Source organism: Brevibacillus gelatini (genome assembly GCF_050920745.1).
Lineage (GTDB): Bacteria > Bacillota > Bacilli > Brevibacillales > Brevibacillaceae > Brevibacillus > Brevibacillus gelatini.
Window position 1 is genome coordinate 2,152,993 of sequence record NZ_CP154342.1, and the last position, 23,374, is coordinate 2,176,366.

21 protein-coding genes are annotated in these 23,374 nt (G+C 54.8%); 16 read left to right on the forward strand and 5 right to left on the reverse strand.

The genetic code is table 11. The features are described 5' to 3' along the window. Nucleotides 1–128: 128 nt before the first annotated feature. From AAFJ72_RS10755 to AAFJ72_RS10765, 3 genes are all read right to left on the reverse strand, one after another. Nucleotides 129–2,993, reverse strand: coding sequence for a DEAD/DEAH box helicase (locus AAFJ72_RS10755; protein ID WP_432777055.1), 2,865 nt, complete (start codon nucleotides 2,991–2,993; stop codon nucleotides 129–131). Beyond that, nucleotides 2,990–4,594, reverse strand: a complete 1,605-nt coding sequence (locus AAFJ72_RS10760; RefSeq protein WP_122903901.1) for an SWIM zinc finger family protein — start codon at nucleotides 4,592–4,594, stop codon at nucleotides 2,990–2,992. Before AAFJ72_RS10760 ends, AAFJ72_RS10755 begins: the two co-directional genes overlap by 4 nt. A 77-nt stretch (nucleotides 4,595–4,671) precedes the next feature. Then, on the reverse strand, nucleotides 4,672–5,715 hold the full coding sequence (locus AAFJ72_RS10765) for a DUF4855 domain-containing protein (protein WP_432777056.1): 1,044 nt from the start codon (nucleotides 5,713–5,715) through the stop codon (nucleotides 4,672–4,674). A 255-nt stretch (nucleotides 5,716–5,970) separates the two neighbouring features. Here AAFJ72_RS10765 and AAFJ72_RS10770 point away from each other — a divergent pair, with 255 nt between their 5' ends. The 9 genes from AAFJ72_RS10770 (at nucleotide 5,971) to AAFJ72_RS10810 (ending at nucleotide 13,527) form a co-directional block, all read left to right on the forward strand. Continuing rightward, complete coding sequence (locus AAFJ72_RS10770) at nucleotides 5,971–6,891, forward strand: YitT family protein (RefSeq protein ID WP_432777057.1); 921 nt, start codon at nucleotides 5,971–5,973, stop codon at nucleotides 6,889–6,891. Nucleotides 6,892–7,162: 271 nt separating this feature from the next. Then, entirely contained in the window at nucleotides 7,163–7,867 is a 705-nt protein-coding gene (locus AAFJ72_RS10775; RefSeq protein ID WP_432777058.1) for a DUF969 domain-containing protein, read from the forward strand. Nucleotides 7,868–7,870: 3 nt separating this feature from the next. After that, on the forward strand, nucleotides 7,871–8,824 hold the full coding sequence (locus AAFJ72_RS10780) for a DUF979 domain-containing protein (RefSeq protein WP_432777059.1): 954 nt from the start codon (nucleotides 7,871–7,873) through the stop codon (nucleotides 8,822–8,824). 81 nt (nucleotides 8,825–8,905) lie between these two features. Beyond that, nucleotides 8,906–9,676, forward strand: a complete 771-nt coding sequence (locus AAFJ72_RS10785; RefSeq protein WP_432777060.1) for an IclR family transcriptional regulator — start codon at nucleotides 8,906–8,908, stop codon at nucleotides 9,674–9,676. A gap of 38 nt (nucleotides 9,677–9,714) precedes the next feature. Then, on the forward strand, nucleotides 9,715–10,362 hold the full coding sequence (pcp, locus tag AAFJ72_RS10790; RefSeq protein WP_432777061.1) for a pyroglutamyl-peptidase I: 648 nt from the start codon (nucleotides 9,715–9,717) through the stop codon (nucleotides 10,360–10,362). A gap of 85 nt (nucleotides 10,363–10,447) precedes the next feature. Next, entirely contained in the window at nucleotides 10,448–11,161 is a 714-nt protein-coding gene (pxpB, locus tag AAFJ72_RS10795) for a 5-oxoprolinase subunit PxpB (protein WP_432777062.1), read from the forward strand. Then, the gene (locus AAFJ72_RS10800) at nucleotides 11,158–12,180 is read left to right on the forward strand and encodes a biotin-dependent carboxyltransferase family protein (protein ID WP_432777063.1); all 1,023 of its coding nucleotides are present in this window, start codon (nucleotides 11,158–11,160) and stop codon (nucleotides 12,178–12,180) included. The genes pxpB and AAFJ72_RS10800 overlap by 4 nt, the downstream gene beginning before the upstream one ends. Beyond that, nucleotides 12,177–12,938: a LamB/YcsF family protein gene (locus AAFJ72_RS10805; protein WP_432777064.1), complete on the forward strand. Its 762-nt coding sequence runs from the start codon at nucleotides 12,177–12,179 to the stop codon at nucleotides 12,936–12,938. The genes AAFJ72_RS10800 and AAFJ72_RS10805 overlap by 4 nt, the downstream gene beginning before the upstream one ends. Nucleotides 12,939–13,212: 274 nt before the next feature. Then, a complete protein-coding gene (locus AAFJ72_RS10810) occupies nucleotides 13,213–13,527 on the forward strand; it encodes an MGMT family protein (protein WP_432777065.1) in 315 nt (104 codons plus the stop codon). Between the two features lie 51 nt (nucleotides 13,528–13,578). On the opposite strand, the gene AAFJ72_RS10815 is transcribed toward AAFJ72_RS10810, so the two are convergent. Continuing rightward, entirely contained in the window at nucleotides 13,579–13,938 is a 360-nt protein-coding gene (locus tag AAFJ72_RS10815) for a Lin0512 family protein (RefSeq protein WP_432777066.1), read from the reverse strand. 165 nt (nucleotides 13,939–14,103) lie between these two features. Between AAFJ72_RS10815 and AAFJ72_RS10820 the strand changes: the two genes are divergently transcribed. The 4 genes from AAFJ72_RS10820 (at nucleotide 14,104) to AAFJ72_RS10835 (ending at nucleotide 19,418) form a co-directional block, all read left to right on the forward strand. Beyond that, nucleotides 14,104–16,068, forward strand: coding sequence for an ATP-dependent DNA helicase (locus AAFJ72_RS10820; protein ID WP_432777067.1), 1,965 nt, complete (start codon nucleotides 14,104–14,106; stop codon nucleotides 16,066–16,068). A gap of 217 nt (nucleotides 16,069–16,285) precedes the next feature. Next, nucleotides 16,286–16,477, forward strand: a complete 192-nt coding sequence (locus AAFJ72_RS10825; RefSeq protein WP_246005757.1) for a hypothetical protein — start codon at nucleotides 16,286–16,288, stop codon at nucleotides 16,475–16,477. A gap of 675 nt (nucleotides 16,478–17,152) precedes the next feature. Then, a complete protein-coding gene (locus AAFJ72_RS10830; protein ID WP_432777068.1) occupies nucleotides 17,153–17,284 on the forward strand; it encodes a hypothetical protein in 132 nt (43 codons plus the stop codon). After that, nucleotides 17,277–19,418 (forward strand): acyltransferase family protein, encoded by a 2,142-nt coding sequence (locus AAFJ72_RS10835; RefSeq protein WP_432777069.1) that lies wholly within the window; start codon nucleotides 17,277–17,279, stop codon nucleotides 19,416–19,418. Before AAFJ72_RS10830 ends, AAFJ72_RS10835 begins: the two co-directional genes overlap by 8 nt. 92 nt (nucleotides 19,419–19,510) lie before the next feature. Here AAFJ72_RS10835 and AAFJ72_RS10840 read toward each other — a convergent pair whose 3' ends face one another. Then, a complete protein-coding gene (locus AAFJ72_RS10840; protein WP_432777070.1) occupies nucleotides 19,511–19,702 on the reverse strand; it encodes a hypothetical protein in 192 nt (63 codons plus the stop codon). Nucleotides 19,703–20,060: 358 nt separating this feature from the next. Between AAFJ72_RS10840 and AAFJ72_RS10845 the strand changes: the two genes are divergently transcribed. From AAFJ72_RS10845 to AAFJ72_RS10855, 3 genes are all read left to right on the forward strand, one after another. Next, a complete protein-coding gene (locus AAFJ72_RS10845) occupies nucleotides 20,061–20,966 on the forward strand; it encodes a DMT family transporter (RefSeq protein WP_432777071.1) in 906 nt (301 codons plus the stop codon). Nucleotides 20,967–21,152: 186 nt separating this feature from the next. Continuing rightward, nucleotides 21,153–22,124 carry a peptide-methionine (S)-S-oxide reductase MsrA gene (gene msrA, locus AAFJ72_RS10850; protein ID WP_432777072.1) on the forward strand — a complete coding sequence of 324 codons (972 nt, stop codon included), beginning with the start codon at nucleotides 21,153–21,155 and terminating at the stop codon, nucleotides 22,122–22,124. A 222-nt stretch (nucleotides 22,125–22,346) separates the two neighbouring features. Next, a complete protein-coding gene (locus tag AAFJ72_RS10855; protein WP_432777073.1) occupies nucleotides 22,347–23,270 on the forward strand; it encodes a bile acid:sodium symporter family protein in 924 nt (307 codons plus the stop codon). Nucleotides 23,271–23,374 lie beyond the last annotated feature (104 nt).

Below are 23,374 nucleotides of genomic sequence, written 5' to 3' on the forward strand. Positions count from 1 at the left end.
TTTTGCCCGGAGAACTGGCTTTGGACTGCCTGTAAAAAGCGTTTCCACGCTTCGGGCAGGTCTTTTCTCTCGTGTTCTCTGGCTTGGGGAGAAGAGGGGGTAGTTTCTTTTACAGACTCCATCTGACACTATCCTTTCGTATGGTTCCAGTCATGGCGCAGGGCGAACAGCTCGCGAAGTTCAGCCGTCGACAACTCGGTGATCCAGCTTTCCCCGCTGCCGACAATCTGCTGGCTGAGCGAGAGTTTGCGCTCCATCATTTCGTCAATCCGTTCCTCGATGGTCCCGAGCGAAATGAATTTGTACACCTGGACATTCCGCCGCTGGCCGATGCGGTACGCCCGGTCGGTTGCCTGGTTTTCCACGGCGGGGTTCCACCAGCGGTCGACGTGAATGACGTGGTTCGCTTCCGTCAGGTTCAAGCCTGTGCCGCCTGCGCGCAGGGACAGAATGAAAATAGCGCCGCGTTCCTCATCCGGGAGGGAGGCATCCTGAAAACGGGCGATCATCTCGTCCCGTTTTTCTTTTTTGGTGGCGCCGTTCAAAAAGTAAACAGGGCCGTAGCCTTCACGCGTCAACACGCGCTGGAGCAGGTTGCCCATTTCAATGTATTGCGTAAAGATCAGGCAGCGTTCCTTTTTGTGCCGAATTTCCTCGACCAGCTCCAGCAATCGCTCCAGCTTGTGGGAGCGGCTTGCTTCATCCGCCGTCGTGATCTCGTTCAGGATCAGCGCCGGATGGTCGCAAAGCTGCTTGAGCCGCGTCAATGTCGTCAGAATGAGGCCGCGCCGTTCCATGGCGGAGACGTTTTCCATCCGGGCAAACATGTCCTGGATCGCGGTTTCATAGAGAGCGCTTTGCTCCGGGGTCAACGGCACGTACACCTTGCTTTCGTTTTTCTCCGGCAAGTCCAGTTGAATCGCCGGGTCTGTCTTGGTGCGGCGCAGCAGGAACGGCTGGATGAGCCGCTGCACCGTCTGGATCAGTGTCTGGTCGCGGTCGCGCTCAATCGGCTGGACAAAGCGCTGGGTAAATTCACCGAGACTGCCCAAATAGCCGGGGTTGAGGAAATCAAAGATCGACCAAAGCTCGCTCAGACGGTTTTCAATCGGTGTTCCGGTGAGCGCGATCCGGTGCCATGCCTTCAAGTCCCGGACGGCAGACGCCTGCTTTGTATAGGCGTTTTTAATGTTTTGTGCCTCGTCCAGACAAACCGTATTCCAGGTGATGGAGGACAGCTCCTGAACATCGAGGTGGGAGAGTGCATAGGACGTAATGACGAGATCCACGCCCGCGATGGCAGCGGCAAAGTCTGCTTTTTTTGGCCGCGCGTTTCCGTAGTGGATGAACACCTTCAAGGAAGGCGCGAACCGTTGCAGCTCCTTTTGCCAGTTGCCGATGACTGAGGTCGGACAGATGAGCAGCGAAGGCGGCTGAGCGGTTTCCGCTGCTTTGACATGCAGCAAATAGGTGATAAACTGCACGGTTTTCCCAAGGCCCATGTCATCGGCGAGACACGCTCCCAGACCGAACTGGCGCAAAAACAGCAGCCACGAGCTTCCTTCGAGCTGGTATTTGCGCAGCGTGCCGCAAAAACTGTCCGGCTGCGGCAAAATCGGGATTTTTCTGGTTTCCTGCAGGCGGTGCATCAACTCCTGCAAATGCGCGTTGAGCTGGACTTCCACGGTCAGCGGGTAAGGCTCATCGGGATCGTCGACGCCATCCTGCTCTTCGCCCTCGACATTTGCGATCAAGTGCATGGTCATGACGTCGCGCAAGGTCAAGCCATTTTTTGCGTTTGTCTTTTTCAACGCTTCCTGCAGTTCAGCGAACAGGGCAGGAGTGAGCTGTACCCAATGCCCCCTGATTTTTAGCAGCCGCTGCTTTTGCCGAACCAGCTCCGCAAACTCTTTCTCGTCGAGCTCGACAGGGCCGAGCGCGAGCTTCCATTCAAAGTCCATGACCTGCGAGATGCCCAAAAAAGACTGTCTGCTCGCACCGGCGTTAGGGGAGAGCTTCGCCTTGAGCTTTGGTCTGACTTTGCGAACTTGCTCCCACCACGCCGGCAAAAAGACGTGAATGCCCGACTGAACGAGCTGCAAGCTGCAGGACGCAAGAAAAATCCAGGCTTCCTCGTTGGTCAGCCGGGTGCGCAGCGCGCCAGGTGCATCAGCGCCGGATGCTTGTTGCCAGGGAAAAATGCTGCGGCATTTGGCCAGGTCGCTTTGAAAACGTCGCCAGTGCTCCTTCCATGCCACCGGGATTCGCGCGGTGTGCCCGTCTTGTGCGCCGAGCTGATGCGGCTCGATTACAAACAGCCGATCCGGTTCTTCCCGATCCTGCAAATAAACCTGGAGCTGCCATTCGCCAGCATCGTGCACGGGCTCGACAATTTGCAAGCAAGTGCGAAACGGCGTCACATCCGGAAGCCAGCCAATCGATTGCAGCCATTCTGTCTCCTGCAAATGGACAGACAGCTCGTCACCCATGACGTGCAGCGCCGGAAACTGTGCGGTGAGCTGATCCCAGGCGCGGCCGATCTCACCGGGAGCGTGGACGGCTTCCTCCAGCACGTGCGACAGCCACTTGTTGCCGCAGGGGGAAAACCAGGCGGGCGCATGCTCCGCCCTCCAGCCAAACCGCCCTTGCTTCCACTCGGCAAAGTCCGGGATGATCGCACCTGCGGCCAGCGTGTTTTGCAGGAAAACGGCGGTGTCCCGGTATTCGGAAAAACGTCTGTCAACCGAGTAATTCCGGTGCAACAGCCATGGCGGCGCGGTGAAAAACGACAGCGCCTCTGTCGGGCCGAGCAGCAATCCTTGCTCGTTTTTTTCCACGAACGTGCCGTAGCTGGAGGCTTCATCCCAGGCAAAAAGCACGGCGGCAAGCTCTTCCGGATCGATTGCATGTCCGCTCGGGTTCGTTCCCGCAATGAGGAATCGACCGTCTGAGCGAAGCTCTGCTGATAGCACCATGGTTGTAACAGTGTTCATAGGTACAGATTTCCTCTCCTTAGCTCCTCCTGAAAAGCCCGCAGGCGGTTGTGCTTGGCGGACAGTTTGTCCACGAAGCGCTCCCAGTCGGACTCCTGCTTCGCTTTGGCGAAAATGGCGCGCACTTTTTTCAACAGCTTGATCGCCTCTTTATAGGCGGTGCGGTTGCGCTCGCGGATCAGGCGGTTGATTTCGCGGATATAGTACGGATACAACAGGGACGGCGCGGCTTCCTCGATTTCTTTCAGGTGCACGGAGGAAACATCGGCAAGCGGCACCTGATAGGACATGTGCAAATCGATCCATGGTTTGAACTGCTTTGCCTCGTACAAATGCAGCGCATACTCGGAAAAGCTGCCCGGCAGGAAGTTTTTTAACATGTGTCCACACTCGTCGGAGCGGCCGACCTGTTTCATCGCTTCTTGCCAGATGGCAATTATCAGGCGATATTGCTGGTCTTCCGCCGATCCGATCAAATCGGTCAGGGCCTCCGTCCAGTTGAGAAAGCGCTGCCATTCCTGGTTGCGGGCGAAAGCTTTTAGGTACGGCAAGTAAAAAGCCAATGGCAGGCAGCCAATCTGCTTCCACACTTGCAGGGCGAGCGCGTCCTCGTTTTCCATGACAGAAAAGTGGGCGCGCAGCAGCCGATATTTTTCAATCTCGGCAGCAGGAGCATTCGGTGTTTGCATTGCCTGCTCCAGTGTCTCCACCTCTTGCTTGACCCAATCCGGATCGGTGAGCAGCGACCACCACAACATGCGGTAGGCGTACACCCAGTAGAGGGAGGAAGTGTCGTTTTCCTTCCATTTCTGCATGATCGTCACCGTCTCGGCCAGCGCCGGACGATGATCGGCCCGCAATGCCTGACGATCAGCAAAGTAGATCGCTCCCTCCAGTTGCTCCAGCAGTTGTTCCGCCGTTTTCGCCAAATCGGGATACCAGCAGGACTGGCGGTAGCTTTTGACGTATTGCTGCAATTTTTGCAGATGAAACAGATTGGCGTGGATGTGGAACAACTGGGCCCGTTCCCGCGGCCAGCCCCAGGCGACGGACAGGACGTTTTGATAGCTGGAAAATATCTCGGAGGAAGCGCGGTACGATTCCATCGCGGATAGCAAATTGCGCGTCCAGCTTTCGAAAAATGTCCACCAGTCGTGGACGGAGCTGGTTGCCGTCAACGGGGAGGAAACAGGGGCCGTCTCGTTCCCGTGCCCTTCGCTTGCTACCGGACGATAGCGCGGCATGAGCATGGCAGAAGAGAAGTTCACCCGGCGCGGCTTTTGCGCTCGGGCTAAAAAGTGGCGCGGGTTTTCAAAGACGCTGTACATCTGAAAAAAAGTGGCGGCGATATGCTTGCAAAGACGGGTATACGGACAGGTACAGGTGCTGTTTTGCACATTCTCCAGATCGAGGCGGACGTGGTACACCTGGGTCCCTTGCACATCACTGTACAGGAAGCGGTTGTTTTCGACGCGCGTATTGAAAACAACTCCACTCGAAAAGTACGAATAGCCGCGTTCGATGATCGTACTCTCCATCCCTTGCAGGACTTGCTCTCCAGCCGCTATCGCCTGTTCCCGTGTCAACTCTCTCTGCAACATGTGCTCTGGTCCTCCGAACGAAGTATCATCCCTCCATTATAACGCAAAAAATCGGCGAATGGAAAAAGCAAGCACGGTTACGGCGGCGTGATTCCGTTTATAAAGCAGAAAAGCTCGTGATAAAGCGGGTCCCCGGACTGGTACAAGCTGACGAGCGCCTGTTTGCGTCCGTTTTTCCCGAAAAACCAGCCACCCGTGTACCAGGCGAGCGGTGCATCGTACTGAAAAGGTCCGAAGGTGTTTCCTTGCCCGTCTGTCCCGCCGGAAGCTCCGGCCCGCAAGTACGAAAGCAGCCGCTCGCGCTTTTCCTGATCGTAGGTGACGCCAAGGTCAAACTCGATCTCAACGCCCATTCCGGCTGCTTCGCTTGCGGCAGCGGAAGCTTCCACGCTTTTTTTCGGGTTGAAGTAGTAGTTTGGCTGCAAAAAAGCGAGGTCGAAGCCAAGCTGTGCCCACTCGTTCCAGCCAGCTGCCTGCTGATACGGAATCCAGATGCTTTGAAGCGGCTGTCCCGCGTGTCTGCAGGCGTGAATCGCATCGTTGACCGTCCGGATGACTTGGCGGTCGTCGTGCGCAGGCCCTTGAAAGTACAGACTTTCCTGCAGCCAGTAAAAGCCTTTCAGGCAAAGGCAATCGCCCCACGGCTTTTTCGCCCATCTGTCCAAAAACAGGCACATCCAGTCGACGACAGCCTGGATACGGCAAGCATCGTCGCCAAACGGTTGCGGATTCGGATATGGCAAGGCCACCCAGACGTTCGTGCGCGACAAAGGCGAGCAACGAACGGCCTGACAGAGCGCGTCGAGATTCCGGTCGCCGAGGAAAAGCTCATCCATGTACCGCAGCCATTCGTTCCTGCCAGCCGGAGCCTTGTCGCTGCGGGCCAGAAAGCGTCCTTCCCCCGACTGATTCAAAATCCCGAGAGCCAAAAACAGAAAATCGGTGAACATGCTGCCGTCTGCCAACCCGGTAGCAGGGTCGATATGGACGAGCAAGGGCAAAAAGTCCGTGCATTCCCAAAACTGATAATGCGGAGTGCCGTCCGTGCCGATGCTGTAGCCTGTGTACGCGAGAAACAGCTGGTCAATCGGGCTTTTTCCGAGCGAAGGGTAGGGAGCCATGCCAACTCACCTCTTCTCCAACAGATTGATCGCGAAAAGATTCCTTCGCTAACACGTATGTCAGAAAGCGGGCGTATATACAGCCAGCAAAAAAATCGCGGAACAGCTGGAAGATGACCGCGGGGGCAGGGCAGAGGATGCTCTCGCTACAGCGGTTTTGGCGCGGGGCTTCACCGACACAACCAGTAGTCGGCGCAGGACTGGCTTAAAGCTGAAATCAGGCTGGCTATTTTGCGAGCAAGAGGGGAAAGCTGAATGCAGGAAAGAAAAAAATGGGTAAGGATGATTTTCATGGATGTCGAAAAAGCAGGTCCGATTACCCACAAGCGGGCCAAAAAGCGCAGAATCATCACAAGGGCGCTTGCGATTATCATCGGAGCGTTTATGGTTGCCGTCGGTCTGGAAATTTTTCTCGTGCCAAACAATATTATCGACGGCGGTGTCACAGGTCTGTCGATCATGATGTCCCACCTGACCGGAATCAAGCTGGGGATTTTCCTCTTCCTGTTCAACCTGCCGTTTCTGTTGATCGGCTACAAGCAGATCGGGAAAACGTTTGCGATCTCCACGCTGTTTGGGGTAGCGGTCATGTCGCTCGGGACGAATTATTTGCATCACGTGCCCAGCCTGACCGACGATTTGCTGCTGTCTGCCGTCTTTGGCGGTATCATTATCGGGATTGGCGTCGGGCTGGTCATTCGCGCAGGCGGCTCGTTGGACGGCACCGAGATCGTCGCGATTTTGCTGACGCGCAAAAGTCCGTTTTCCGTCGGGGAAGTCGTCATGTTTTTCAATATTTTCATCCTGGGCAGCGCAGGCTTCATCTTTGGCTGGGATCGGGCGATGTACTCTTTGATTGCCTACTATATCGCGTACAAAATGATTGATTTGACCATGGTCGGTCTCGATCAATCGCGCTCGGTCTGGATTATCAGTGACGCTCCGGACGAGATCGGGGATGCGCTGGCGGCCAGACTGGGGCGGGGAATTACCTACTTGAGTGGAGAGGGCGGCTACACCGGGGATGATAAAAAAGTCATTTTTTGTGTCATCACCCGGCTGGAAGAAGCCAAGCTCAAATCCATCGTGGAAGAGATTGACCCAAACGCTTTTCTCGCCATCGGCCATATTCACGACGTATCAGGAGGGCGGTTCAAGAAAAAGAATATTCACTAGCGGCGAGCGAGGCCGGATCGGCCATTCTGGCGCAAACAGGACAGGCAAGCAGCAGTTGCTTGCTTTTTTTGCATGCCTGCCATACGCAACTGATTATGTTTTCAGAAATTTTCTTGCTTTTTAGACATTGTGAATTTATGATTTGATTAATCCAAATATGAAACTATAGTTCCGAAATTCGGAACAAAAGAAAGGCGAGTGAGGTTGGACAAGCTGTGGAACCCAAACGCTTCGCTTTCCATTCGCCCTCATTTGAAAGGAGACTGCAAACATGGTATTAATCGGTGTTGCCATTGTCATTATCGGGTTCATTGTGCGGCTCAATCCGCTCCTGGTGGTGACGGTCGCGGGGCTTGCCACAGGACTGCTCGCCAAGCAGCCGCTTTATGAAATCATCGAACAATTCGGCACTGCGTTTACGACGAACCGCTATATGGCGATTTTTATCGCCACCTTGCCCGTCATCGGTCTATTGGAGCGATACGGGCTGCGTGAACAGGCAGAAGCGCTTGTTTCTAAAATCAAGGCCGCCACGGCAGGCCGCATCATTAACGTCTACTTGTTTATTCGCGAGATCGCTGCCGTGTGTGGCATGACCTCGCTTGGCGGCCATGCGCAAATGGTGCGGCCGCTCGTCGCACCGATGGCAGAAGGAGCGGCGGAGGCGAAGTACGGCAAAGACCTCCCTGCCGACGTGCGGCAAAATATACGCGCGCACTCTGCGGCAGCCGACAACATTGGCTTGTTTTTCGGCGAGGACGTCTTTATCGCGATTGGCGCAATTTTATTGATGAAAGGCTTTTTCGACCAGAACAACATTCCGGCCGATCCGCTGCAAATGGCAATGTGGGCCATTCCGACCGCGATTGCCGCGTTCGTCGTGCAAAGCATCCGCCTGATTTTGCTCGACCGCAAGCTGGACCGACGGCTGGTACAGAGCAACAGCAAGCACACAGCGACAGGCAAGGAGGAATAACCGATGTGGATTTCGATGGAATGGATCTATGTATTTCTCGGTTTGATTGCGCTTGGCGGCAGCTTGTACACCTTTGTGGACAGGAAAAATCCGCGCCGCTTCACCTCTGGCCTGTTTTTTGCGCTCTATGGAATTTCCTTACTGTTCGGCAGTGTCATCCCGCCTTTTGTGATGGGACTTATCGTCATTGTGATGGTGCTGATCGCAGGGGTGGGCGGTCTGAAGCTGGGAAGCTACGGCGAAGCCACCGCCGAGGAACGCCAGCAGAATCGCCAGCGGCTGGGCAACTGGCTGTTCGTGCCAGCGCTGCTGATTCCGCTGTTGACCATTGTCGGCAGTCTCGGTTTCAAGGAAGTAAAAATCGGCGAGCTGTTCGTGCTCGACCAGAAAAACATTACACTCGTCTCTTTGGGGCTTGCGACATTGATCGCGCTGCTCATCGGGATGGCGCTCACCAAAAGCAGCCCGTTGACACCTGTCAAAGAATCGCGGCGCTTGCTGGAAGCGATCAGTTGGGCGGCTGTACTGCCGCAGATGCTGGCTACGCTCGGAACGATCTTTACCAGCGCAGGTGTCGGAACGGTCGTCTCTGATCTGGTTGCGCAGATTATTCCGACGCATTCTTTGTTCTGGGTCGTCTTCGCTTACTGCATAGGCATGGCGCTGTTCACGATGATTATGGGTAATGCGTTCGCTGCCTTCCCGGTCATGACAGCCGGTATCGCCATTCCACTGCTGATCGGCCAGTTCGGCGTCGATGCGAACCACCTGGCGGCAATCGGGATGTTTGCAGGCTACTGCGGCACGCTGATGACGCCGATGGCAGCGAATTTCAACATCGTACCTGCCGCCTTGCTCGATTTGAAGGACAAAAACCACGTCATCCGTGTGCAGTTCCCGACAGCGCTGATTTTGCTTGCGTTCAACATTCTCCTTCTATACTTTATCTCGCTGTAGGCAAGTCATCGGCTGTTTTTTCTTCCAGGCATCAATGATAAAATGGACAAAAACAACGAGATCGCGGGGATAGAGAAGTCCATGATACAAAACCAGAACAAAACGGTCGTGAAGTCGATGGAGTTGCTCAATCTGTTCATCGATCACGAAAGACTGAGCTTGAACGAGATGGTTGAACTGACCAAAATGCCAAAAACGTCGATCCATCGCATGCTCGGCTCGCTCGAAGGAATGGGCTTTTTGCAGCGGGGCGAGGACGGCAAATTTTCACTCGGGCTGTTGTTTTTGCAGTTCGGCCAGTTGGTGGCTGAGCGACTGGATATTCGCCAGATCGCTCTGCCGGAGATGAGCGTCTTGCGGGACAAAGTGGAAGAGGCGGTCAATCTCATCGTCCGGGACGGAAAAGAAGCGATCTATATCGAAAAGCTCGATACGCCGCACCCGGTACGGCTCTATACGAAGATCGGGCGCAGATCGCCGTTGTATGCGGGGGCCTGTTCGCGAATTATTTTGTCTTTTCTGGAAGAAAGGGAAAGAGAGCAGTATTTGCGCGAAGTGGAGCTTGTGCCGATTGGCCGCGGAACGATCACAGACAGGGACGAGTTGCGAAAAGCAGTGGCAGATGCGCGGGAAAAAGGGTACACGATCAGCTATTCGGAGTTGGAAAACGATACGGTCGCGGTTGCGGTGCCCATTTTCGACCACATGGGCCGTTTGCATGCAGGCATCAGTATCGCTGGACCGCAGGAGAGGTTCACCGAGGAGCGACTGCCAGCGCTGATCGCTCACCTGACGGAGGCTGCTGAGCGCATTTCCAGGGCGCTCGGCTGGAGACGAGCGAAGCGTAGCTGACTGAAAAAAAGAGATAGCAGGAACGGGGGAGAGTGACATTGAAAACCATTTTGGTAACAGGCTTTGACCCATTTGGCGGTGAGCCGGTCAACCCGGCATGGGAATCGGTCAAGCGACTGGCGGAGGTCCGTTCGGAACAATATCGCATCGAGACAAGACAAGTGCCAACCGTGTTTGGCAAGTCCATCGCGCTTTTGCAGCAAGCGATTCGCGAGACGGAACCTGATCTCGTGTTCTGCATTGGACAGGCAGGCGGCCGACCGGACATCACTGTCGAACGTGTGGCGATCAATGTTGACGATGCGCGGATTCCGGACAATGAAGGAAACCAGCCAATCGACACCCCGATTGTGGAGGGCGGGCCCACAGCTTACTGGTCCACACTGCCGATCAAAGCGATGGTCAAGGCAATGAGGGCAAACGGCATTCCTGCTTCCGTTTCGCAAACAGCAGGAACGTTTGTGTGCAACCACCTTTTTTACGGATTGATGCATACGCTCGCGCAGCAGAAGGCAACGATCCGCGGCGGTTTTATCCACATTCCATACTTGCCCGAGCAGGCAGCGATGCATCCTGGCCAGCCGAGCATGTCGGTAGAGACAATCGTCAGGGCACTGCAAGTCGCCATCGAAACAGCGCTGCACCATGAGCAAGACATCGTCGAAGGTGGCGGACAAATCAGCTAATACGAAGAGGAGGGCGACTCCTCTTTTCCTTTACTCCAAAATACGGAATAATTGTACCGATTATCGGAATAAAAGGGGGAGCAAATTGGAGCACGTTGACTTTTCTCCACTTGGTGACTCGGGGATTGTCATCAAGCTCGGAGACGCCATTGACCAGGCGACACAGCAAAAAGTAAAGGCGCTCGCCGACTATTTGGAGGAGCATCCGCTGCCGGGAATGGTCGAATACGTACCGGGCTACACAACTGTTACGGTCTATTACGATCCAGTGGCGTGGTACGATCCGCGTGCAGCGGACATGCCGTACGAACGGTTCAAGGCGCTGCTTGCAGAAAAGCTTCTGCACATTCGCCCGGATGAACAGACGACGCCGCGGCTGGTGGAGATTCCCGTTTGTTACGGCGGCGTGTATGGCCCTGACCTGCCGGATGTGGCTGCATATCACGGCATCACCCCGGAAGAAGTCATCCGCATTCACTCCGAACAGGAGTATCTCGTGCATATGATCGGCTTTGCTCCGGGCTTTCCTTATTTGGGGGGATTGGACAAAAGAATTGCCACTCCGCGCAGGCAGTCGCCGCGCACCGCGATTGCGCCGGGAAGCGTCGGCATCGGGGGAGAGCAGACAGGCGTGTACCCGATTGAAAGTCCGGGTGGCTGGCACATTATCGGTCGGACACCGGAGCGTTTGTTTCGCCCGGAAGAACAGCCGCCGAGCCTGCTTCGCGCAGGTGATCGCGTCCGCTTTTGCCCGATTTCGCAGGAAGAATTCGAAAAAAGGGGGCGAACGGCTCCATGAGTATGGAAGTCATCTCGCCAGGCTTGTACACGACGGTCCAGGATTTGGGGCGATACGGCTATCAGCGGCACGGCATCATCGTCGGCGGGGCGATGGATACGCTGGCGATGCGCATGGCAAACCTGCTCGTTGGAAACGATCCGAACGCCGCTGTATTGGAGCTGACGCTAAAAGGGCCTGTGCTGCTGTTTCATGAGGATATGCTGCTCGCCGTGTGCGGGGCGGACATGCAGCCTTCTGTAGACGGCAAACGCATCCGCAACAACCGTCCTGTCTGGGTAAAAAAAGGCAGCACGCTGAAATTTGCCCATGCGAAAAAAGGCTGCCGCGCTTACCTCGCTGTCGCAGGCGGCTGGGACGTTCCACCCGTCATGGGAAGTCGAAGCACGAATGTCCGGGCAGGCTTCGGCGGTGCCTGGGGCAGGACGCTGCGGGAAAAAGATCGGCTGCAGCCGGGCAAGCCGAGCGAATTGGGGAGGCTTTTCGCTGAGCAGTTGAGAGCGAGAAGCATGGCACAACATGCCGGATGCTTCGAGATGGACTGGTTTGTCCCGCCGCATGTTTTTCCGTACCAGAAGGAAGCCGTCGTCCGGGTCATGCGGGGAGCGGAGTTCGATCACTTTACGAAGGAGAGCCGCCAGCATTTTTTCGCGCAGTCTTATCAGCTTGCCGCGCAGTCCGACAGAATGGGCTATCGCCTGGAAGGACCGGAGCTTGCGCTGGAGTCGCCGCTGGAACTGATTTCCGCTGCCGTCTCTACGGGTACCATTCAGGTGCCGCCCAACGGTCAGCCGATCATTTTGCTCGCGGACAGGCAAACGGTCGGCGGCTATCCGAAAATCGGTCACGTAGCAACGGTCGACTTGCCGATTCTGGCGCAGCTGCGGCCGGGTGATCGCGTGCAGTTTCAGGAGGTGTCCTTGCGCGAAGCCCAGCAGGCGCTGTACGAGCAAGAAACTGCGCTGCAACAAATCAGGCTGGGAATCGAAATCAACGCGGGATGGAGGCAGAGCGTATGAAAGTAGTCGATTTGAACTGTGACATGGGGGAGAGCTTTGGTGCGTATAAGCTGGGCAACGATCAGGAGATCCTGCAGTATATAAGCTCCGCGAACATTGCCTGCGGCTTTCATGCGGGCGACCCTTCCACGATGCGCAAAACGGTGAAGCTGGCCCTGGAAAGTCGAGTGGCAATCGGGGCGCATCCCGGCCTGCCCGATCTGGTCGGGTTCGGCCGTCGCAACATGGACATTTCCGCCCAGGACGCCTACGATCTGGTCGTCTACCAGATCGGCGCTCTGCAAGCGTTCGTCCAGGCGGAAGGAGGCGTCATGCAGCACGTCAAGCCGCACGGCGCCTTGTACAACATGGCTGCTGTGCGTCCTGCACTGGCGGAGGCGATTGCCGAGGCGGTCTACCGGGTCAACCCGGAGCTTGTTTTGTTCGGATTGGCTGGCAGCGAATTGACGCGGGCCGGGGAAAAAATCGGGTTGCGCACCGCGCACGAAGTATTCGCGGACCGGACGTATCAGGTGGATGGGACGCTGACGCCACGGACGCAGCCCGACGCGCTGATCGCAGAGGAAGCCAAATCTCTTGCGCAGGTCGTACGCATGGTGACGGAAGGCAAGGTGCAGTCGCTGCAGGGCGTGGACGTGCCGATTCGCGCAGATACGATCTGCATTCACGGGGACGGCGCCCACTCGCTCGCATTTGCGCAAAGCATTCGTCAGGCGCTTAATGCGGCAGGGGTGACCATTCGCAGCGTACGTTCGTGACACGGCACTGCGTCGCTCTGAGACTTGGCAAACAAAGCGACGCGCTGGTGATGTCTTTTGTCAAGCAAGACAGGCTGCATCGCGGCTCTCAGATACTGGTTATTTTTCCAAAGAATTTCCTTGGAAAGCGCAGAAACAGACAGATTGCGGCATCTTACGCGCTTTGAAGTGCAGAAGCAACACACGGCAGACAGGAAAAAAGGCTTGTGCTGGCGAAACTGTCACAAGCCTTTTTCATCGTCATCTTTTTTCGAAAAGAGATAGGAGCGAAGACATGACCGAATTTACCGAGCGAGCCGTAAAAATCATCGCCAGCATCCCAGAGGGCAGCGTCATGACGTACGGACAGATCGCCGCCTTGGCGGGAAGTCCGCGCGGAGCCAGACAAATTGTGCGGATTCTCCGTTCCCTATCGCAAAAATACAAACTTCCGTGGCACAGGGTCATCAATGCCAAAGGCAAAATCGGATTTCGCGACCGCGATTCCATCCTGTTGCAAAAAATGCTGCTGGAAGGCGAAGGTGTAGCCGTCTCCGAAACAGGGGAGATCGACCTTGAACGCTACCAGCACCACCCGGATTTGCTGTAAGAAGCTTAGCTTGACTGCCTTTTCGGTCGCTGCAACCCAACCCGACTCGGCCTAGTAGCCGACTTCCACAGAAGCAATGACGACGTAAGCCAGATCGTTTTTGTCCTCTTTTTCCGCGATCACGACGCCGCTTGACGTCAGCATGCCGCCGTCTACGACTTCAAACGACACTTCTCCGTACGGCAGCTCGGCGCGAACGGTGTCCAGATCGAGCTTGTCGCGGTCGGCTGGCACCGCCAGGCGAACGTTGACTTTCATATTGTGAATATCGTTGCCGGGCAGCACGGAGCGCAGTCCTGGCATCGAATTGTGATGGATGGCGTTTTGAACAGCGCGAACGGCTGCCTTCGTGACGTTTTGTCCGTGGAGATCAACTCCCATGCCGATTTCGATAAACATAATCTTGTCCATTGTCTCATTCCCTCCTACATTTTCCTTGGTTGCTCCTTTCTCATCTTACCACGAATCATGCTGTTTTCCCTCCTGACGTCTTGTGTTTCGTCACAAGTCATGTCATCATTACACTTTGGCATCATTGCACGATCATTCTTTTCCCATATTGGAGGCAGGTCTGAAGTGGAACGGTATCCTTTTGCCCACGATCCGGCCCAGCCGTTCATCCCGCAGGTGAGCGACTGGGTAGCGGACGTTTTTTACGATATTTTGCCAGAGGCGGGCTTCGAGGTGCGCGATGAGCAAATTTACATGGCGTTTCAGCTCGAACGGGCCTTTCAGGAAAAGCGAACCATTTTTGCCGAGGCAGGGGTCGGGACGGGCAAAACGCTCGCCTACCTGCTGTACGCGATTTGCTATGCCCGCTATACGAGAAAGCCGGCGATCATCGCTTGTGCCAACGAATCGCTAATCGAACAGCTGGTGAAGCCGGAAGGGGACATCGCCAAGCTGGCCAAGCATCTCAACCTGACGATTGACGCCAGGCTGGGGAAATCGCCGGATCAGTACATTTGCTTGCGAAAGCTTGACGAGGCCCGGCACCAACTGGATGGCGATGACGTTTTCCAGCAAATCTACGAGGAGCTTCCGTCCTTTGTCCACACGCATGAAGCGCTCCAGTCGTTTTATCCGTACGGGGATCGCAGCGCTTATTCGGCACTGAACGACCAGCAGTGGGCCAAGATAAACTGGGATGCGTTCCAGGACTGTTTCGTCTGCGACAGGCAGCATCGGTGCGGACAGACGCTGTCGCGTGACCACTACCGCAAGTCTGCCGATCTCATCATCTGTTCGCACGATTTTTACATGGAGCACGTCTGGACGTACGAGGCGCGAAAGCGGGGAGGACAACTGCCGCTTTTGCCAAGCCACAGCTCGGTCATTTTTGACGAAGGGCATTTGCTGGAGCCTGCCGCGCAAAAGGCGTTGACCTACAAGCTGAACCACGCCGTCTTTGAAGAAATCATCACGCGGCTTTTGCAAGGAGAAATCCGAGAGTCGCTGGCTGTCGCCATCGAAGAAGCGATCACGCAGAGCGAGGAGCTGTTTTCGCGCTTGAACGCCGAGAGCAAGCCAGTCGCAGGCTCCGCGCGCAAGGAAATCGTGTTTCACCCCGAGCTGATTGCGGCGATTCACCGCTTTACGAGCCTGATCGGCTCGATTGAGGAAGAGCTGGCGCTGGAGAGCGGTCTGTACTCGCTGGACGACTTTCAACTGCGGATTGTCGAGGAACATCTGGAAATGATGCAGCTCGCTCTTGGCCTGTTCCAGCAGCCCGAGCAGGTCATTTCCTGGATGAGCGAAGAATGGACAGGCCCGACCTTGGTCGTCATGCCCAAGATGGTGCAGGAAGTGCTGCGGGAGCGCGTTTTCTCGCAAAACATGCCGATTGTGTTCTCGTCGGCTACTTTGTCGGTGGAAAATTCGTTTGCCTACATGGCGGACAGCCTGGGCATTGCCGACTACTTGTCGTTTTCCGTTGCCTCCCCGTACGACTATGCGGAGCAGATGAAAGCTTTTGTACCGCCGCTGTCCAGTACGCAGCCGTTTGCGGAAAAAATGAAGCTGGCTGTCGCGCTGCTGCAAAAAACCGGGGGGCGTGCGCTCTTGCTGTTTTCTTCCATGGAAGAAATGCGGGCGTTCAAAAATGCCATAGGGGCGTATCCTGAATGTGCCTCCATGCGGTTTTGGTACGAGGGCGATGCGGAAATCAGCCACCTGATCTCCCGTTTTCAAAATGACGAGGAAAGCATTCTGTGTGCCGTATCGCTGTGGGAAGGGCTGGATGTGCCGGGACCGTCTCTTTCGAACGTCATTATTTGGTCGCTGCCGTTTCCGCCGAACGATCCGGTGTTTGCCGCCAAGCGAAAAAGTGCAGCGTCGCCATTCGCAGAGGTCGACCTGCCGTACATGCTGTTGCGATTGCGGCAAGGGATCGGTCGCCTGATTCGCACCCGCGAGGACAGGGGCATCGTCTCGATTCTGAGCCCGGAGCTGTCGAGCGACGAGCAACTGCGAAAACACGTGCAGAGCGTTTTTCCGGAAGGCGTCCAGTGGTGTGATGCGCATGCGGGCGAGCTTGTGTAGCAGGCTCGTCTGACAAGCATCGACGCGGCAGTTTTCGGTTGCGCGAAAAAGTCAATGTTGGTCTGAAAAGCAACAGTTGTTTTTGCATAGGTATGACACTTCTGTTACGATCAGGATGAAACGGACGAAGCGCACCGAGACACATGTTATAATGGAGTATCCTCCATGCAAAAAGGAAAGTAGATTGGGACAGGGATGGTGTTCACTTTTGGGTAACGTGGATTTTGCAAGCTTGCCTTGGAATTTGTTCTGGGTTGGAGTCGCCTATTTTTTGATAACGGGTGCTTTCTTCTGTATTGGCTTCATGCGTCTTGTTTCCCAGCGGGTGAAAAGCGGTATCGTCTGCATGGTCATCGCGGTCATTAGCGGGGGATTTTTCCTCCATTATTTGTTTACGCATCACATTTAATTAGGAAAACGTGGATGTGCCAAATTGCAAGTATTCCCATGCGGGCCTGATGGATAGCGGACATCCTTTTTCAATAGCAGTACATAGTGGAGCTGACGGCAGAAATTCGCCGTCAGCTTTTTTGCATGCACGCAGTCTTGCCTTCCAACTCATGCTGTTCGCCTGTCTTTTGCCACAGCAATTTGCCCCGGAAATTACCCGGAAAAAATCGGCAGAGAATGTAAACAATTTGTAACGCGTTTTTCCCCTGATGCGTCTTATAATCAGGTTACAAAAGGTTGCCGGGCACAAAGGAGACAGGTGAAAAATGTGACCGGGCAATTGCTTGGGGTCGATCAGCATTTCTTAAAAGTCCGATTGAAGCAACGCGACGGGAAAAGTCTGATTTGCCCACGAAAATTATGGAAGGGAAGGAGAGAAGCAGCCATACATAAGAAGAAGGCGCACACATTTACAGATAGAACGTAGGGCACCACATCCTGGATACGGGCAATGATGATGGGAGGATTCATTTTCCACTGCTGATAATGAACGAAACCAACCCCCGTTTTCTTCTGCAAATACGACGGAAACCTGGGGTTTTTGCATTCATATAGCACGCAATTCCCGATGTGTAATGACTGCCCCCGTCAACAAACAAACGAAACAGAACGGAATCAAAAGGGGAGAGTGCCGATGAACTGCATGGCGAGCACGGCAAGCAAGTACAAAGCATTGATTTTTTCGAATGGCAAGGATCTGACGCACAAGCAAGTGGAAGTACGGACTCGCCAAACAAACAGCAGAGGAGGCCGCCAGCATGCCTGAACCGATCAAGGGTTCCAACAGCCGTTACATGCCCGGAATCGACGGGCTGAGGGCACTGGCGGTACTCGCAGTCATTATTTATCACGTCAATTACAATTGGGCACCGGGAGGACTGCTCGGAGTCGGTATTTTTTTCGTCCTCTCCGGCTACCTGATTACCGATTTGCTGATCGCCCAGTGGAGCAGACACGGGCGATTGGATATGAAAGACTTCTGGCTGCGCAGGGCCAGACGGCTTCTGCCAGCGCTGTTGTTGCTGCTGGCTGTTGTCTCGGTCAGCGTTGCGCTGTTTGTCCCGGAGCAGATGGGACGCTTGCGCGGGGATGTGTGGGCAGCCATTTTCTATGTCAGCAACTGGTGGCTGGTCTTTTCCGAAGTGTCGTATTTTGAAAAGTTTGGCCCGCCTTCGCCGCTCGGTCATCTCTGGTCGCTTGCGGTCGAGGAGCAGTTTTACCTGATCTGGCCGCTGTTGGTCGCGTTCGGACTGTCCATGCTCAGACGCCGCGGTCCGCTCGTGATGCTGACGCTTGCTCTTGCGGCAGGCTCGGCAATCCTGATGGCTGCGCTTTACGTGCCGGGAGAAGACCCGAGCCGGATTTACTACGGAACCGATACACGGGTGTTCGCCCTGTTGATCGGAGCGGCGCTGGCGATGGTCTGGCCGAGTCGCAAGCTGACCGCTACCCTCTCCGGCAAGGCGCGTCTGACACTGGACTTGGTCGGTGGCGCGAGTCTTGCGATTTTGCTTTTGTCGATCTGGAAGACGAACCAGTACGATGACTTTTTGTATCAGGGCGGCCTGGTGCTGCTGTCGGTAGCAAGTGCGGTTTTGGTAGCCGTCCTCGCCCATCCGGCAAGCGTCCTGGCGAGATGGATGGGCTGCAAGCCGCTCAGATGGCTTGGTGTGCGCTCATACGGGATTTATTTGTGGCACTATCCCGTGATTGTGCTCACAAGCCCGACGGTTGTGGAGGACGGAGGATGGTCCGCTGTCCTGCGCGCCCTCTTGCAGCTAACCGTTTGCATTGTGCTGGCCGCTTTGTCCTGGAAATATGTGGAGGAGCCGATTCGCCATGGTGCGCTGGGCAGACTGTGGGCGAAGCTTGGCTCGGCGAAAAAGCGGGGGGCTTCCAGGCGCTCCACCCGCATATTGGCCACAGGCTGCGCCTTTGCGCTGTGCGTCATTTACTTTGGCGTCGCGACCTTGACGTCCGGCGCTTCCGCAGGCGACAGCTTCCCGCAGCCAAAGCCGGTGGAGTCGTCCTCTGCCGCAGAAGACGCAGGGAAAAAGCAGCAAGTTGCCGAAAGTGCCGGAAAGCTGCACGGCCCACAAGTGCCAGTCGCTGTGAAAAAGCCGGACCCGACAGCGAAGCCAGACAACCAGACGGCGGCAAAGCCAAAAAACGAAACAAAGCCAAACGCAACCAAACCTGCTGCAGACAGTACAAAGCCCGCGCAAAATCAGGGCAATTCCGCCGATTCCAAACAGCCGAAAGCTTCGGATGCCCCAGCCGTTGCCATCCATTCCGGCAAAGGAATTACCGCCATTGGCGACTCGGTGATGCTCGATGTGCAGCCGTACCTGGAAAAGCTTTTGCCCGGAATCGTGATAGACGGCAAAGTCGGTCGGCAAATGTCGCAAGCGCCTGAGGCGATTGCCGCACTGAAAGCGCAAGGGCGGCTGGGCAATCGGGTCATCATCGAGCTGGGAACGAATGGCTCCTTTAGCAAAGGTCAGCTCGACAAGCTGCTACAGGCATTGGATGGCGTTGAGCAGATCATCGTCATCAATACGCGGGTTCCGAAGCCGTGGGAGAGTGTGGTCAACCAGACGTTGGCAGAGGTAGCCGCAGCCCATCCGAACATCAAGCTGATCGACTGGCACGCGGCAAGCGCCGGGAAAAATTCGTACTTTTACAAAGACGGCGTGCATCTCAACTCCGAGGGCGCACGGGCGTACGCGTTGCTCGTAGCCAGTGCGCTTGCTCCGGCGAAAGCCGAGACAGAAAACAAGACGGAAGCGCCGAAGCCGAATGAGGAAAAACCGCAACAGCAACAGCCAGCGACGCAGGAGGACAGCACGCAGGAGCATGCGCAAAAAGAACCGCAGGATGCGGAAGAAGCGCAATCCTGAAAAAATGGCAAGACCCGAATACACAGCAAAACCTCGATTTCCTTGGCAAACAGGAAATCGAGGTTTTTTGTTGGCGGCTACCAACATGACTTCTACGGGTTGAGCCTTCCGGAAATGCTCAGGATGTCAAAAAGGGTGAGAATGATGAAGAACACGATTCCTCCCAGTAAAGTTTCTCTGCTCTCCAGTTGAATTTGAAAAAAATAAGGCAGGGCAACCAAAATAAATGCTGCTGCTAAGTTCCAAAGCAATTTTGTTCTGACATATTCACGAATCGCATCCAAACCAATCCATCCTCCTTGGAAAGGGGGGTGAAAAAATAGGAAATTCCGGTTGTCTGTCCGCAGTAATCCCATCCCACGGTCAGTCCAATTGCCTTTTTCCAGTTTATCAAAACTCCCATCAAGTATATCATATTCCTAATATTTTCCACACCTAATTTCAGAGGAAGGACAACGATTGGTTTCATGCAGGAGCAGATATTGCTCATCGACTCAGCATGAAAAATGCCCGTGGTTTCCCGGCGATCCGCATGATACAATCTCATGCCAGCCATTGCGCATCCGCACATGGACTTTTTTGGCCTTCTCATGTACGATTGCATACGGGATTGTATCATGTACGGTGAAAGAAGGAAAAACGATGATTCGCTCATACTTGCTGCTGCTTTTTTGTGTGACGCTGTGGGGAAGCAACTTTGTGTTCGGGAGTATGCTGGTCAAAGAGTTTCCACCGCTGTTTCTCGCCGATGTCCGGCTGATTTTCACGTCGCTGTTTTTGATTTTGTACGCCTGGCTGACGAAAAAATTTGTAAAAATTACGCTGCGCGAGCTGGGGCTGCTCGTCTTGCTCGGACTCATCGGCACACTGGCCAATCAGACGGCGTATTTCAACGGATTGCTGACGACAGATGCCACGACGGCCTCGCTGATCCTGTCGCTCGCGCCGATTGTGACAGCCGTTTTGGCTTCGCTGTTTTTGAAGGAGCAATTTACGCTGCGCATGAAAATCGGTTCGGGCATCGCCTTGCTCGGCACGTTTTTCGTCGTGGGGATTGGAGCGGGTCTCTCCATCTCCAAAGGCGTGCTATTAATTGTGATTGCGATGGTGACGTTCTCAGCGTCGATGATTATCATCCGCAAGCTGACGCAGACGATGCAGCCGTTCATTACGACCGTGTACTCGACGACGGTCGGGACGCTGTTTTTGACACCTGCGGCGATGCTGTCGCTTGATTCCTCAGCGCACATCAGCCATGAAGCGTGGGCCTGGGGGATGCTGATCGTTACAGCGATCCTCATGCAAGGGGTATGCGGGATCGTCTGGAACTCGCAACTGAAAATTGTCGGCACAGGAAAAGCGGCGATTTTTCTCAACCTGCAGCCGTTTGTCGCGATGCTCGTCGGCTTTTTGCTGCTCGGCTCGCAGGTGACGGCGATTCAGGTGGGCGGCTCGCTTTTGATCGTCGCAGGCGTGATCGTCGCCAGCGTACACAGGAAGCAGACTGCACACCAGCTTGCCGATCGTCCGAATCGCTGCAACGTTTAGAACAATGGACGCAAACGGGAAAAAATGACCCGGCACAGCTCACCTATGATCGTATTTGCGATTTTCGAGCGTACGGGTCGTCTTTTCCCGTTGCTTTTGGCGACAGTTGCAGAGTGGACTTTCATTTTGCAAACCATGTACAATCGGTGGTAGCGAAGCTGCTGTAAATTTCAGGAGGCGAAAGGCATGAACAGCGAACATTCCCGGTTTGAAACGGCGACCTTTGCGGGTGGCTGCTTCTGGTGCATGGTCAGCCCGTTTGACAAACTGCCAGGGATTCAAAAGGTTGTATCCGGCTATACAGGCGGACATGTGGAAAACCCGACCTATGAACAGGTATGCTCCGGTACGACTGGACACTATGAAGCGGTACAGATCACGTACGATCCTGCGCTCATCTCCTACGAGGAACTTTTGCAGATGTTCTGGAGGCAAATCGACCCGACAGATGCGGGCGGCCAGTTCGGAGATCGCGGACAATCGTACGCCCCGGCCATTTTCTATCACAGCCCCGAACAGGAACGGCTGGCGATCCAGTCGCGCGAGGAGCTTGCGCAAAGCGGCCGTTTTCAAAAGCCGATTGCGACCTTGATTTTGCCTGCCAAGCCGTTTTACCCGGCAGAAGAGTATCACCAGGATTACTACAAGAAAAATCCGCTGCGCTATCAATATTACAAGCTAGCGTCCGGCAGAGCGAAGTTCATCAAGGAAGCGTGGCGCGACAAACAGAAGCAGGAAGAATTGAAAAAGAAACTGACGCCGCTTCAGTATGAAGTGACGCAAAACAACGGCACCGAGCCTCCGTTTGCCAACGAGTTCTGGAACCACAAGGAAGAGGGGATCTACGTCGACATCGTCTCCAACGAGCCGCTGTTTTCTTCGTTGGACAAATTCGATTCGGGCTGCGGCTGGCCGTCCTTTACCAAACCGCTGGAAAGTGACAACGTAACCGAGCACCTCGACTTGAGTCACAACATGATTCGCACAGAGGTGCGCAGCAAGCACGCGGATTCCCATCTCGGGCACGTGTTCGAGGACGGTCCGGGGGAAAACGGCTTGCGCTACTGCATCAACTCTGCGGCGCTGCGCTTCATTCCAAAAGACAGGCTGGAAGAAGAAGGCTTCGGCGAGTACAAAAAGCTGTTTGAAAACAAATAACGCGAGTTGCAGTTCATATCGCAACGTGAGGTCTGGCCGCCATTCTCTATGGATTTAGGGAATGGCGGTCTTTTTGTTGTCTTTTTGCGAGTAGACTATAGCTGTATAGGTTTTTCGTATGGAGAGAATGGCCGAAAAGGATAGAACATTCAAAGGATGTGCAGTATAATCGAAAATATTTTAAATATATAAAAAATGAAGAAAGAGTTAGGAGAGAAAAACATGCATACTGTGGAGAGAATCAGCAAGTTTGTCGGCAGCACGTTTTCACTCTGGGTGATCCTGTTTGCCATTCTCGGGTTTTTCATGCCGGAAGCGTTCGTCGGCGGAAAAGGCTACATTTCTTTTTTGCTCGGAATCATTATGTTCGGAATGGGGTTGACACTGTCGTCCGAAGATTTCCGTGAAGTGTTTCGCAGGCCAGTCGATGTGCTGATCGGCGTCGTCGGCCACTATTTGATTATGCCTTCGCTCGCGTTTCTTCTCGCGGTTACGTTGCAGCTCCCGCCTGATATTGCCGTCGGTGTCATTTTGGTGGGCTGCTGTCCAAGCGGAACGGCGTCCAACGTCATGACCTATTTGTCAAAAGGGGACGTGGCGCTTGGTGTGTCTATCGCTGCTGTGTCCACACTGATTGCGCCGATTGCCACGCCGGCACTCATCTCGCTTTTGGCTGGCAAATGGATGGCGATTGATGCAAAGTCGCTGTTTCTCGATATTGTCCTGGTTGTCATTGTGCCGATTGTGCTCGGTGTCATCGTCAAAGCGTTTTTCGGCAAGCAGGCGGAGGCGAGTGCAAAAGCGCTGCCGCTCGTATCGACCATCGCGATTGTGCTGATCGTGGCCATCGTCGTCGCGCTGAACAAAGGCAAAATCGTCGAAACGGGCATGATGATTTTTGCAGTCGTCATCCTGCACAATGTACTCGGCTACTTGCTTGGCTACTTTTTCGCCAAACTGTTCGGGCTGAACCTGGCCAAGCGCAAAGCGGTCACGCTGGAAACGGGGATGCAAAACTCCGGTCTCGGCGCGGCACTTGCCGCCGCTCACTTCAACCCGCTGGCAGCCGTTCCGAGCGCCATTTTCAGCGTCTGGCACAATTTGTCCGGCTCGGTGCTCGCCACGTACTTTGCGAAAAAAGACTGATCGCGTGGGATGGCAGGATGATTTTTTGCCGATCCAGCCAACGTTCCTGTAACGAAACGGGTCCGAATTATGTCATAATGGGTATGTACTTCCACTTTGCAGGA